Below are 12,331 nucleotides of genomic sequence, written 5' to 3' on the forward strand. Positions count from 1 at the left end.
TGCCAGCGCCGGCGAGAGCCGGAAAGACGGCGATGACGGGCGTTGCCGCCGTTGGGGAAGCGCCTGCCGGGCAAGAACTGCCGGTGGGCTGGCAAGGGCTGCCGCCCGACGCCGGGCAAAAGCGTCCCGTTGCCGCGGCGCGGACGGCGCGCGGGTTCACGGGGGCCTCATCCGCCGTAAGCGGGCGGACCGGCAACGGCAGGCGGGGCAGGGCAGGGTGGTGCGGACGGGGATGGCGGGCGTGGTTCGGGCGTTCGCTCCTCGGTTGACGGGGATTTCCGGCGAAGCCCCAATCAAGAACCGTGCCGTTGTCCGTGGTTGCGCTTCTGTCACAGCCCTCAGAATGGTCTGAAAGGCTTTGTTAACTATCCGAAAGATAGGGTTGCCGGGCTGGTAAGGCCACGCTCCGCCACCGCTCGCGCTTAGGATTCCATGACCGCGCACGCTGAAGACGACGTTCCGACCGATGGCCTGCCGCGCAAGAAATTCAGCGGCAAGAAGCTGGTCCTGTTCGTCATCCTGCCGCTGGTGCTGCTGATCGGCGCCGGGGCGGGCGTGTATTTCAGCGGCCTGCTCGACTCGCTGCTCGGCAAGAAGGAGGAGCATGCGGAGGTGCCGGCGGAACCGGCGCAGCCGGACCCGCACGCCGCACCGGTCTTCTACGACCTGCCGGACATGCTGGTGAACCTGAACAGCAGCGGCAAGCGTCCGGCCTTCCTGAAGATCAAGATCTCGATCCAGCTTGCCAAGGGCGAGGACATACCGGCGATCGAGCATGTGCTGCCGCGCATCATCGACAACTTCCAGGTCTATCTGCGCGAACTGCGGCTGGAGGATCTGAAGGGGTCGGCGGGCATGTACCGCCTGCGCCAGGAACTGCTGATGCGGATCACCGCATCCGCCCACCCGGTGAAGGTCAAGGACGTTTTGTTCAAGGAAATGCTGGTCCAGTAGGGGCGGCGGAAACGGGCCATGAGCAACACCGAGGAACTGAGCGAAGAAGAACGCCTTGCCGCCGAATGGGCCGCCCTCGCCGAAGACGGCGGCGACATGGGCGAGATGGCGGACATGGGCGGCGGCGGGTCGACGCGCGTCCTGAACCAGGACGAGATCGACAGCCTGCTCGGCTTCGACCAGGGCGGGGCCGGGGACGGCGACAACTCCGGCATCATGGCGCTGGTCAACTCGGCGCTGGTCAACTACGAACGCCTGCCCATGCTGGAGGTGGTCTTCGACCGCCTCGTCCGCATGATGTCCACGTCCCTGCGCAACTTCACCTCCGACAACGTCGAGGTCAGCCTCGACCAGATCTCCTCGGTGCGCTTCGGCGACTATCTGAACTCGATCCCGCTGCCGGCGATGCTGTCCGTCTTCAAGGCGGAGGAGTGGGACAACTACGGCCTGATGGTCGTGGACTCGGCGCTGATCTACTCCATCGTCGACGTGCTGCTGGGCGGACGGCGCGGCACCGCGGCGATGCGCATCGAAGGACGCCCCTACACGACCATCGAGCGCAACCTCGTGGAGCGCATGGTCCATGTGGTGCTGTCCGACCTGTCCGCCGCCTTCGACCCGCTGTCGCCCGTCACCTTCCGCTTCGACCGGCTGGAGACCAATCCGCGCTTCGCGACCATCGCGCGCCCGGCCAACGCGGCGGTGCTGGTCAAGCTGCGCATCGACATGGAGGATCGCGGCGGCCGCCTGGAGCTGATGATCCCCTACGCGACCCTGGAGCCGGTGCGCGAGCTTCTGCTCCAGATGTTCATGGGCGAGAAGTTCGGCCGCGACTCGATCTGGGAAACCCACCTCGCCTCGGAACTTCTGGTCACCGACGTGGACATCTCCGCGGTGCTGGACGAGGTGACGATGACCCTGCACGACGTGCTGAACTGGCGCGTCGGCACGCGAATTCTTCTGAACGCCACGCCGGACGGCACCATCGAGCTGCGCTGCGGCGACGTTTCCATGTTCCAAGGCCGCATGGGCCGCAAGGGTGGGCACATCGCCGTGCGGATCGAGCGGGAGCTGCCCAAGCAGGAGGTCATGCGGCTATGAGCCCGACCCTCACGCTCGTCCTCGATCTGGTGATGGTGGGGCTGCTCGCCGCGACCATCGCCTATGCGATCATCCTCAACCGGCAGATCATCAAGCTGCGCGAGAGCCGCGGCGAGATGGCCGAGCTGGTGCGCGGCCTGAACGAGGCCATGTCGCGCGCCGAAACCGGCGTGCGCGGTCTGAAGAAGACGGCCCACGAAACCGGCGACGACCTGCAGCGCACGGTCGCCAAGGCGCAGACCCTGCGCGACGAGCTGGAATTCATGATCGAGGCCGCCGACGCCATGGCCAACCGGCTGGGCAACGTCGGCGGCGAGCGCCCGAAGCCGGGCCCGGCGGCGCGTCCGGCGACGCGCCCCGGCTTGTCCGCCCGTCCGCCCGTCGCGTCGCGCCCGGCCGCCGCCCCGCGCCCGATCGTCGAGGATGATCACGGTCACGACGACCACGATCACGACGACCATGATCTCCACGATCACGCTCACCTCGACCACGACGATCACGACGACCTGCCGCCGCTGCGTTCCGCCGCGTTCCGGAACGAGCCGCTGCGCGCCGATCCGCTGCGGGGCGATCCGCTGCGGGGCGATGCCCTGTCGCGGCGCCCGGCGCCGGCGTCCGATCCCATCTTGCGGGAGGGTGAGAGCCTGTCCCGCGCCGAACGTGAACTTCTGCAAGCCATCGAGAACGCCGGCAAGGGGGTCGGATGAGCGACGCCACCACCACGAAGGGCGCAACCGCCGCTGCCGGCGGAGAGCCCAAAGTCGTGATCCGCCCGGCCGGGGCCACCCCGACCGGTGTGCGCACCAGCCCGAGCGTGGCTGGTCAGCCGCTGGCTCCGGGTGCTGCGCAGGCCGCCGCCCAAACCGCTGCCCAAACCGCCGCCAGGGCGAAGCCGAAGGCCAAGATGAAGGCGAAGGCCAAGCGCAAGCCCGCCGTTCCGCGCCGCCCGCTGTCGGAGCGGCTGCGCGAGAAGATGAAGGCGTGGCGGTTCCGCATCCTGCCGCTGACCATCTTCGTCGCCGTCCTGATGTTGGGGGTGCGAGTCGGTGACCTGTGGCGGATCACCACGCGCGACGCCCGTCTGCCGGAGTTCCCGGTGACCCTGGCGCAGGGGCAGAGCGCCGTTCCGGCGCCGCCGATGCAGCTTGCCGCCAACGGCGCCAAGCCCTCGCCGGAACCGGCCCAGGGCGGCTCCAGCAACGGTGCGCCGCCCAACCCGACGCCGCCGGACAACGCCGCCCTCGGCCCGGTGAAGAACGAGGAGCTTCTCCAGCATTTCGCCGAACGCCGCGCCGAGATCGAACGCCGCACCAAGGAATTGGAGCAACGCGAAGCCCTGCTGACCGCTGCCGAGAAGCGCATCGATCAGAAGGTGCAGGAGATGGACAAGGTCCGCACCGACATCCAGAAATTGATGCGTCAGGGCGACGAGAAGCAGACCGCGCAGCTCGAAAGCCTCGTGAAGATCTACGAGACAATGAAGCCCAAGGAAGCCGCCCGTATTTTCGAGGAGCTGGACATGCCCGTCCTGCTGGGGGTGGTGGAGAAGATGAAGGAAACCAAGACGGCGCCGATCCTAGCCGCGATGGACCCCCTGAAGGCTAAGGAGCTGACCTCCGCGCTCATCGAGCGGCGCGGTGTGCCATCGGCACCGAAGAACTGAATACGCCCTTTGATTGCGATGACGGGAAAGTGGGTATGACCGTGCGGTTGGTCATACCCGACGCCCGCAGCGCATCTACTGAATATACGTACACGTACTGTCAGGATGGTAGAAGGCCCGCGACGGTCGGCTTCGGTTCATGTTGGCTCCGGCGTGTTCGGGCAACGCAAGTTTGCCCAACAGCAAGAAGGAAGGAAACAAGATGAACGACCAGAACCAGGGCCGTAGCTCGGGCGGTCAGCACTCCGGCGGCAACTTCAAGAACGATCCGGAACGTGCGGCGGAAGCCGGGCACAAGGGCGGTCAGGTTTCCGGCGGCAACTTCAAGAACGACCCGGAGCGCGCTTCCGAAGCCGGCCACAAGGGCGGCCAGGCGTCCGGTGGCAACTTCAAGAACGACCCGGAGCGTGCGTCGGAAGCCGGCCACAAGGGTGGGCAGGCATCGGGCGGCAACTTCAAGAACGACCCGGAACGCGCATCGGAAGCAGGCCGCAAAGGCGGCGAACACAGCCATGGCGGCGGACGGAGCAGCGGGAGCTGACCGCCGGGGCCGTTGACCACTGACTGTTCCCGTAACGCACCCGTCTGACGGAACAGTCGCACCGTGCAACGGGGAAGAAGGGCCGCTCCCAGAGCGGCCCTTTGTCCGTTTGTGAACTCCGATTGAAGCAAATTGCCGCAGCTCTCATCAAAGTTCGACAATGACGAGCGTTGATTGAAGGCGGGTGGGCGCAGAACAACGCTTCCGCTTTCTTTCCGGCGACGCGGTTCAACCCCGTCTTTGCGTTGCGACGTTTCAGGCGCTTAACGGCGTGTTAACCGAGCGAAATTAGGGTTGGAAAGGCTGACGAGGCTCTGAGTCGGCGGCGGCCGTGCGAGGGCGTGAGGTCGGGTCGAACCCGCTTCGGGCGCCCGCGTCCGGGTCGGCCGACGCACCCGATCGCACGCAGGCCGGTCTAGACCACGGAACGCTCACATCGGAACGCACATGGCCCCGCCCGTTTCCTCCTCGCTCGCCGACCAGAAGCTCCTGCGCCAGCAGCTCGACGCCGCCCACGCCGAAGCGGCCCAGCCGCTGACCCGCGAGGAGGTGACGGACATCGTCCGCTCCATCCTCGGCAGCATGGACGGCGACATCTCCGCCACCGACCTACGCCTCTACAAGGAGGTGGTCGACCTCGCCCGCTTCATCGAGAGCGCCAAGCAGGAACTGGCGGCGCTGCAGCCCGCGGAAATCCGCGACCAGCACATTCCCAACGCCACCGATGAGTTGGACGCCGTCGTCGGCGCGACGGAGCAGGCCACATTCGCCATCTTCGACGCCTGCGACGTCATCACCGGGATATCCGGCCAGATCGACCCGGAGAACTCCGCGAAGCTGACCGAGCAGGTGACCAAGATCTTCGAGGCCTGCAACTTCCAGGACATCACCGGCCAGCGCATTTCCAAGGTCGTGCGCACGCTCAAGCACATCGAATCGAAGGTCGACATGATCGTCGCGGCCTTCGGCGACGAGGTGCGGCAGAACCACACCCGCCCCGCCGCCGCAGTCGCTGTGGTCGAGGCTCACGCCGATCCGGCGCCGAACTTCGCCACCGACCGCCCGGCGGACGACCCGGAGGCCAGGCTTCTGCACGGGCCGCAGATGACCAGCGCCGCCATGGACCAGGACGAGATCGACCGTCTGCTGGCGAGCTTCGATTAATCCCATGGCTGCGCCCGGCCACAGGAAGCCGGACCTGTCGGGCAGCCGGCCGAACCCGAACAACGGGAGCATCGTGCTTCTGCTGTCGCTGTTCCTGTTGCTGCTCGTCTTCTTCATCGTGCTGAACGCCCAGTCCGTGCAGACCGCCCAGCGGGTGCGCACGGTGCTGGTGTCGCTGGAGCGCAGCTTCCCCGCCTTCTACATCGACCCCCGCCTGCGCGAACCGGCCGACCCGCTGGCCTCGCGTGCCGGCACCGTCTTCGCCGTGCAGCGGCTGGATGGGCTGGGCAACCTGTTCGCCACCGCCATCGCCGTGGCGAAAGTGGACAGCGTCACGCCGGGCCGCCTGCTGGAGGTGCGCCTGCCCGCCGACGAGCTGTTCCTGCCCGGCACGGCCGAGTTGCGCCCGGACCGCATCGGCCTGATCGACCGGGTGGCCGACGCCCTGTTGCAGAACCGCCCCGGCGAGCGGATCGAGCTGGACGCGCTGCTGTCCATCGGTTTGGCGGGCGGTCCCAGTCAGCCGCCCGGCCCGGTGGTGCGGGCCGGCGCGCTGGCCCGGCTGCTGGTCGCCGACGGGGCGCCGGCGGACGCGGTGACGGTGGGCATCGAACGCGGCGCGCCGGGCGCCGTCCGCCTGCTGTTCAGCCTGCGCGTCACCGACGACCTTCCGGGGGGAGGACGCCGATGATCCGCCGTCCCAAACTGCCCAAGGCCGAGGACAAGAGCGGCGGCCACAACCGGACGATCTGGCTGATCAGCTTCACCGATCTGATGTCGCTGCTGCTCGCCTTCTTCGTGCTGATGTATTCGATGAGCGAGCCGGAGGCCCAGCGCTGGACCGGGCTGGTCAAGTCGCTCTCGTCGGCCCGCTCCACCGCGGTCACCCCGTCCGCGACGCCGCCCGAGCCGAGGGCCGCCTTCAACGCCGCCACGGTGGAGTCATATTCGGCGATCAATCTGGATTATCTCAGCGCCCTGCTGCGCACCCAGACCGCGTCCAACGAGGATCTGGCGGCGGTCGAGGTGCGGCGGGAGGACGACCGCGTGGTGATCGGCCTGCCGGCCCACGTGATGTTCGATCCGACCGGCGGCAGCTTCACCGACCAGGGGCGGCGGGTGCTGTATCTGCTGGGTGCGGCGGTGGGCCGCATCGGCAACCGGATCGAGGTGGTCGGCCACGCGGAGCGGGAGGACCAGTCCGCGGGGCTGGCCTGGGAACGCGCTTTGACGCGCGCGGTTGCCGTTGCGGCGCTGCTGCGCGAAACGGGCTACAAGCGTGACCTCGTGGCGCGCAGCCTGATGAGCGAGCCGCCCGGCATCGATCCGGTGCCCGGCGGGGCGCGGGTCGATGTGGTGGTGCGCGAAGAGACGGCGGGACCGCCGGTGTCCGGGGCGGCCACCGACGCGGAGCCGGAGGAGTGAAACGGATGGGGCGGGGCAGGGCATACCGGCGCTGGCTGAGCGGCTTCGTGGCCGCCACGGCTCTGCTCGCGGTCCAGGTCGCCGCCCCGCCGGTCGCCTGGGCCGTCGATGTGCCGGTGCGCGCGGCCACGCACAAGACCTTCGGGCGCATGGTCTTCGACTGGCCGCGCCAGACCGGCTACAGCGCGTCGGTGGAGGGCAACACACTGGTCGTCCGCTTCGACGAACCGATCAACGCCGCGCTCGATCGCGCGGTGGCGGCCTTGCCCGGTTATCTGTCCGGGGTGCGGATCGGCGGCGACGGCAAGACGGTGACCTTCGATCTGAAGCGCCCGGTGACGCTGAAGAGCTTCCGCAACGGCAACGCCGTGGCGCTCGACCTGACCCCCGCCGCGGAGGCCCCGGCCCCAACCTCGGCCCCGGCCCAGAATGCTAAGGCGGAGACGCCAGCCGCACCCGCTCCGGCCCGTTCCGCAGGGCAGGTGACGGTCAGCGCGGCCGACACGCCGGAGCAAAGCCGCCTGTCCTTCACCTGGCCGGAGGGCGCCGACTACACGCTGCGCCGCGACGGCGCGTCGGCCACGCTGCTGTTCGACCGCAACGGAACCGCCGATCTGGCGCCGGTGGCCAGGACCGCGCTGCGCAACATCCAGAATGTGGAGCAGTTCCGGCAGGCCAACGGCGCGCTGGCCGTCACCTTCGCCGTGCCGCAGGACGCCGAGATCAAGGACAGCAAGTCGGGCCGCTCCGTGGTGATCGACGTGCGGAATCCGGGCACGCGCGCCGGTCTGCCGAAGAGCGACGCCGCGAACGCCGCCCCGCCGCCCGGCGCCACGATGACCACCGTGCGTGCGCCCTCCGCCGAAGCCGCGGCACCGCCGCCCGCGACGGCGACACCCCCGGCCGCCGCCAAGCCGGCGGCGGCGCCATCTCCGCCGAAGGAGGTTGCGGCGGTCCCGGCAGCCACAAAGCCTGATGCCACGAGGCCCGAAGCCGCCAAGCCCGATCCGGCCAAACCCGATCCGGCGAAGGCCGAGCCGCAGGGGCCGACGCTGGTGTTCGACGCGGGCGGCCCGGCCTCCATCGCCGTCTACCCGCGCGCCGGCCATCTCTACATCGTGTTCGACAAGTCCCTGCCTATCGGTGCCGGCAAGGCCATCGGCGGCGGAGCCGGAACGGTCGGTGCGATCGAGCCGGTGCCGGCCACCGGCGGCAGCGCGTTCCGCACGAGGATCGGGGCGCTGGTCTGGCCGAAGGTCGAACGGCAGGGGACGAGCTGGAAGATCACCCCGGCCAGCCGCCTGACCGGCACGCCGCCCTTCGCGCTGAAGATCGACCCGGAACCGGATTTCCTGTTGGGCGCCCGCCTGCTGGTGCGCGCCGCGGACGCGGCGACCGTGGTGACGCTGTCCGACCCCGACGTCGGCGACCGCCTCCAGGTCGTGCCGCTGCCGGTTCCCGGCAACGCCATCCCCGAATCGCACCGCTACGCCGACCTGGAACTGCTGCCCAGCTACCAGGGCGTCGTCGTGCGGCCGATCGCCGACGCCGTCACCGTGCGCCCGGTCAAGGAAGGGGTGGAGGTGACCGCGGCCGGCGGCCTGCACCTGTCGCCCATGGCCGACGCCGGAAACCGTCCGGCGGCGCCCGCGCAGACGGCGTCGCTGCCGCCGCGGCCGTCGCCCGGCGGCGCTTCCAACACGCTGACTCCGCCCACCGATCCGAAGCCGGTGCCTTCCGCACGCCGCCTGTTCGACCTGCCGGCCTGGAAGAAGGGCGACCTCGACCATTACACCGAGGCGCGACAGAATCTTCAGCTCAACATCGTCAACGCGCCCGACTCCGAACGCCCCCGCGCCCAGCTCGACCTCGCCCGCTTCTATCTGGCGAATGGCTTCGGGCAGGAGGCCATCGGCATGATGGATGTGCTGCAGGAGGCCCAGCCCGACCTGGAGGGCTGGCCGGAATTCCGCGCCCTGCGCGGGGCGGCGCGCTTCCTGGCGGGCAACACCGACGCCGCGGCGGAGGATTTCGCCCACCCGAACCTTGCCAGCAACGGCGAGGCCGCGCTGTGGCGCGCCGCCATCGCGGCGGACCGCAACGACTGGCCGGCGGCCCAGGCCGGCTTCAAGGCGGCGGCGCCGATCCTCAGCTCCTACCCCGATCCGATCCTGACCAAGCTGGCGACCCGCGCCGCCGAGGCCGCGCTGAAGACCGGCGACGCGCCCTTCGCCAAGCGGCTGCTCGACCGCATCGCCGAGCGCGGCGGCACGGAGGCGGAGGAGCGGCCCGACGTCCAGTATCTCCGCGGCCTCTACTACGCCCAGACCAACGAGCCGGAGCGGGCGCTGGAGCAGTTGACCGCCTCCTACAACAGCCTCGACCGCTATTACCGGGCCAAGGCCGGGCTGGCGCTGGTGAACCTGCAACTGGCGGAAGGCCGCATGTCGCCGCCCGCCGCGGCGGAGCAACTGGCCGGGCTGACCTTCACGTGGCGCGGCGACGAGCTGGAGATGCAGATCCGCCAGCGCATGGGCGAGGTGCTGATCGCCGCCGGCCAGTACGCCGACGGTTTCAACGCCATGAAGGAGACTGCCGCGCTGGTCGCCGACACGCCGCGGGCGGAGGAGATCACCCGCGAGATGTCGCGCATCTTCGCCGACCTCTACAATGACGGGGCGCAGAAGCTGCCGACCATCGAGGCGCTCCAGCTCTACGACCAGTTCCGCGAGCTGACCCCTGTGGGGGAGGCGGGCGACGAGGTGATCCGGCAGCTCGCCGAGCGGCTGATCTCGGTGGACCTGCTGAACCGCGCCGCCGACCTGCTTCAGCATCAGGTGGAATACCGCCTGTCCGGCGAGGACAAGGCGCGGGTCGGCACCCGGCTCGCCTCCGTCCGCCTGCTCGACAACAAGCCGGAGGAGGCCCTGCGCGCGCTGGAGCTGTCCAACGTGCCGAACCTGCCGGCGGATCTGGTGGGCGAGCGCCGCCTGATGCAGGCCAAGGCGCTGGCCGAGCTGGGCCGCGGCGACGAGGCGCTGCTGCTGCTGGCCGAGGACGACAGCAAGCCGGCCAACTCGCTGCGGGTGGACATCGCGTGGCGCGCCCAGAAATGGGAGGCCGCGGCCTTCGCCCTGAACAAGCTGATCGGTCCGCCGCCGCCGCCGACCCAGCCGATCAACCCGGCAACCTCGCAGCTCGTCCTCAACCGCGCGGTGGCCCTGGCCTTGGCGGGAGACGGCACGAACCTGAACCTGCTGCGCAAGGAATTCGGCTCGGCGATGACCAACGGTCCCGACGCCGACGCCTTCCGCGTGCTGACCCGGCCGGAGCAGGCGCTGGGCCTGATCGACGTCAACACCGTCCGCTCCCGCGTCGCCGAGGTGGACGTGTTCCAGAAGTTCCTGAAGAACTACCGCGGCAAGCAGAGCGCGGCGATCAACTGACCGCCTCTTCGGACAGGCCTTCGCTCAACGGAAAAGCCCCGGTCCATCGGACCGGGGCTTTTCTTTGGCGCGGCGGTGGATTGTCGGAGTTGGACCCTTCAGAGCTGAACCCTTCAAAGCTGAACCTGAGTGCCCAGCTCGACCACGCGGTTCGGCGGGATCTTGAAGAAGTCGGTGGCGCTGACCGCGGTGCGCGACATCACGACGAACAGCTTCTCCCGCCACTGGGCCATCTGCGGGTTGATGCGGGGAATCAGCGTCTCGCGGCCGAGGAAGAAGGAGGTCGTCATCACGTCGAATTCCAGCCCGAACGCCTTGCACAGCCGCAACGCCTTGGGGATGTTCGGCTCCTGCGAGAAGCCGTAGCGCACCGTCAGGCGGTAGAAGCCGTCGGCCAGACCTTCCAGGACGACGCGCTCCTTGGCCGGGACGCGGGGCACGTCCTCGACCAGCACGGTCAGGAAGACGATGCGCTCGTGCATCACCTGATTGTGCTTGAGGTTGTGCAGAAGGGCGATGGGCACCGTGTCGGCGCTGGAGGTCAGGAAGATCGCCGTGCCCTTGACCCGCTGGATCTCGGAGGACTTGGCGTGGCGCTTGATGAAGCTGTCCAGCGGCAGGGAATCCTCGGCCAGACGGCGGTTCAGGACGGCGCGGCCGCGGCGCCACGTCGACATCAGCCCCAGCGTCACCGCGGCGATGACCAGCGGCACCCAGCCGCCGTGCGGGATCTTCACCGCGTTGGCGAGGAACAGCGCCAGATCGACGCTGAGGAACAGCGTGCCCAGCGCCAGACAGACAGGCAGGCTCCAGCCCCAGCGGCGGTGCGCCACGACCAGCGCCAGGATGGTGGTGATGACCATGTCGCCGGTCACCGCGATGCCGTAGGCGGTCGCCAGCCGGCTGGAGGACTCGAACCACAGAACCAGCCCGATGACCGCGAACAGCAGGCCCCAGTTGGCCCGCGGGATGTAGATCTGCCCGCCTTCCTCCTGCGAGGTGTGGCGGATGTCCAGCCGCGGGCACAGGCCGAGCTGCACCGCCTGCCGGGTCAGCGAGAAGACTCCGGAGATCACCGCCTGGCTGGCGATCACCGCCGCGCAGGTCGACAGCAGGATCATCGGGTAGAGGCCCCACTCCGGCACCAGCAGGTAGAAGGGGCTGCGCACCGCCGTGGGGTCGCTCAGCAGCAGGGCGCACTGGCCGAGATAGTTGAGCAGCAGCGCGGGCAGCACCACGGCCAACCACGCCACCTTGATGGGGCGGCGGCCGAAATGGCCCATGTCGGCGTAGAGCGCCTCGCCCCCGGTAACGGCCAGAACGACGGCGCCCAGCACCAGGAAGCCGATCCAGCCGTTCGAGGCGAAGAAATGCACGGCGTGGCGCGGGTCGAGCGCGGCCAGCACCTGCGGTTCCTTGACCAGCTCGATCAGGCCGAGCAGGCCCAGCGTGGCGAACCACGCGACCATGATCGGGCCGAACAGCCGCCCGACCTTCTCGGTGCCGCGGCTCTGGATTCCGAACAGGGCGATCAGGATGCCCACCGTCACCGGCACGACGACCCGCTCCAGCGCCGGCTGCGCCACCTCCAGCCCCTCCACCGCGGAGAGGACGGAGATGGCCGGGGTGATCATGCCGTCGCCGTAGAACAGGGCGGCGCCGAACAGACCCATCGCCATCAGGCCGGACAGCCGTCCGGTGGAGTCGGGCCGGCTGTTGGTCGCCAGCGCCAGCAGGGCCAGGATGCCGCCCTCGCCCTTGTTGTCGGCGCGCATGACGAACAGCACGTATTTCACCGTGACCACGATCACCAGCGCCCAGAAGACCATGGACATGATGCCCAGGATGTTCTGCGGCGTCAGGGCGAGCCCATGTTCCGGCGAGAAGCACTCGCGCAGCGTGTAGAGCGGGCTGGTGCCGATGTCGCCGTAAACGACGCCAAGCGCACCGAGGGTGAGCGCGGCCAGCCTGCCCTTGTCGGGTGCCGCGGCTTTCAGGGTCGTGTCTGACATGTGGGACGTCGAGGAGGTCCGTTGG

At 69.1% G+C, this 12,331-nt stretch carries 10 protein-coding genes; 9 read left to right on the forward strand and 1 reads right to left on the reverse strand.

All coding sequences use genetic code 11. The features are described from left to right. The first annotated feature begins 432 nt into the window (after nucleotides 1–432). The 9 genes from FHW79_RS06225 (at nucleotide 433) to FHW79_RS06265 (ending at nucleotide 10,294) form a co-directional block, all read left to right on the forward strand. Nucleotides 433–954 carry a flagellar basal body-associated FliL family protein gene (locus tag FHW79_RS06225; protein WP_035674997.1) on the forward strand — a complete coding sequence of 174 codons (522 nt, stop codon included), beginning with the start codon at nucleotides 433–435 and terminating at the stop codon, nucleotides 952–954. Nucleotides 955–972: 18 nt separating this feature from the next. Further along, a complete protein-coding gene (gene fliM / locus FHW79_RS06230) occupies nucleotides 973–2,055 on the forward strand; it encodes a flagellar motor switch protein FliM (RefSeq protein WP_014240985.1) in 1,083 nt (360 codons plus the stop codon). Beyond that, entirely contained in the window at nucleotides 2,052–2,762 is a 711-nt protein-coding gene (locus tag FHW79_RS06235; RefSeq protein ID WP_183178083.1) for a DUF6468 domain-containing protein, read from the forward strand. Before fliM ends, FHW79_RS06235 begins: the two co-directional genes overlap by 4 nt. Next, nucleotides 2,759–3,718 (forward strand): hypothetical protein, encoded by a 960-nt coding sequence (locus FHW79_RS06240; protein ID WP_183178084.1) that lies wholly within the window; start codon nucleotides 2,759–2,761, stop codon nucleotides 3,716–3,718. Before FHW79_RS06235 ends, FHW79_RS06240 begins: the two co-directional genes overlap by 4 nt. A 202-nt stretch (nucleotides 3,719–3,920) precedes the next feature. After that, complete coding sequence (locus tag FHW79_RS33500) at nucleotides 3,921–4,259, forward strand: general stress protein (protein ID WP_137114835.1); 339 nt, start codon at nucleotides 3,921–3,923, stop codon at nucleotides 4,257–4,259. A gap of 447 nt (nucleotides 4,260–4,706) precedes the next feature. After that, nucleotides 4,707–5,423: a protein phosphatase CheZ gene (locus FHW79_RS06250; protein ID WP_183178085.1), complete on the forward strand. Its 717-nt coding sequence runs from the start codon at nucleotides 4,707–4,709 to the stop codon at nucleotides 5,421–5,423. A 4-nt stretch (nucleotides 5,424–5,427) separates the two neighbouring features. Beyond that, nucleotides 5,428–6,114, forward strand: a complete 687-nt coding sequence (locus FHW79_RS06255) for a hypothetical protein (protein ID WP_247884190.1) — start codon at nucleotides 5,428–5,430, stop codon at nucleotides 6,112–6,114. Further along, the gene (locus FHW79_RS06260) at nucleotides 6,111–6,848 is read left to right on the forward strand and encodes a flagellar motor protein MotB (RefSeq protein WP_183178086.1); all 738 of its coding nucleotides are present in this window, start codon (nucleotides 6,111–6,113) and stop codon (nucleotides 6,846–6,848) included. The genes FHW79_RS06255 and FHW79_RS06260 overlap by 4 nt, the downstream gene beginning before the upstream one ends. Before the next feature lie 5 nt (nucleotides 6,849–6,853). Further along, the gene (locus FHW79_RS06265) at nucleotides 6,854–10,294 is read left to right on the forward strand and encodes a tetratricopeptide repeat protein (protein WP_183178087.1); all 3,441 of its coding nucleotides are present in this window, start codon (nucleotides 6,854–6,856) and stop codon (nucleotides 10,292–10,294) included. 113 nt (nucleotides 10,295–10,407) lie between these two features. Here FHW79_RS06265 and FHW79_RS06270 read toward each other — a convergent pair whose 3' ends face one another. Further along, a complete protein-coding gene (locus FHW79_RS06270) occupies nucleotides 10,408–12,306 on the reverse strand; it encodes a potassium transporter Kup (RefSeq protein ID WP_183178088.1) in 1,899 nt (632 codons plus the stop codon). Between the last annotated feature and the right edge of the window lie 25 nt (nucleotides 12,307–12,331).

Source organism: Azospirillum sp. OGB3 (assembly GCF_014192915.1).
Taxonomy (GTDB): domain Bacteria; phylum Pseudomonadota; class Alphaproteobacteria; order Azospirillales; family Azospirillaceae; genus Azospirillum.

Excerpts from the sequence above, each read along its gene's own strand:
- FHW79_RS06225 (WP_035674997.1), top strand. The coding sequence starts at position 433 with ATGACCGCGCACGCTGAAGACGACGTTCCGACCGATGGCCTGCCGCGC.
- fliM (WP_014240985.1), top strand. The coding sequence starts at position 973 with ATGAGCAACACCGAGGAACTGAGCGAAGAAGAACGCCTTGCCGCCGAA.
- FHW79_RS06235 (WP_183178083.1), top strand. The coding sequence starts at position 2,052 with ATGAGCCCGACCCTCACGCTCGTCCTCGATCTGGTGATGGTGGGGCTG.
- FHW79_RS06240 (WP_183178084.1), top strand. The coding sequence starts at position 2,759 with ATGAGCGACGCCACCACCACGAAGGGCGCAACCGCCGCTGCCGGCGGA.
- FHW79_RS33500 (WP_137114835.1), top strand. The coding sequence starts at position 3,921 with ATGAACGACCAGAACCAGGGCCGTAGCTCGGGCGGTCAGCACTCCGGC.
- FHW79_RS06250 (WP_183178085.1), top strand. The coding sequence starts at position 4,707 with ATGGCCCCGCCCGTTTCCTCCTCGCTCGCCGACCAGAAGCTCCTGCGC.
- FHW79_RS06255 (WP_247884190.1), top strand. The coding sequence starts at position 5,428 with ATGGCTGCGCCCGGCCACAGGAAGCCGGACCTGTCGGGCAGCCGGCCG.
- FHW79_RS06260 (WP_183178086.1), top strand. The coding sequence starts at position 6,111 with ATGATCCGCCGTCCCAAACTGCCCAAGGCCGAGGACAAGAGCGGCGGC.
- FHW79_RS06265 (WP_183178087.1), top strand. The coding sequence starts at position 6,854 with ATGGGGCGGGGCAGGGCATACCGGCGCTGGCTGAGCGGCTTCGTGGCC.
- FHW79_RS06270 (WP_183178088.1), bottom strand. The coding sequence starts at position 12,306 with ATGTCAGACACGACCCTGAAAGCCGCGGCACCCGACAAGGGCAGGCTG.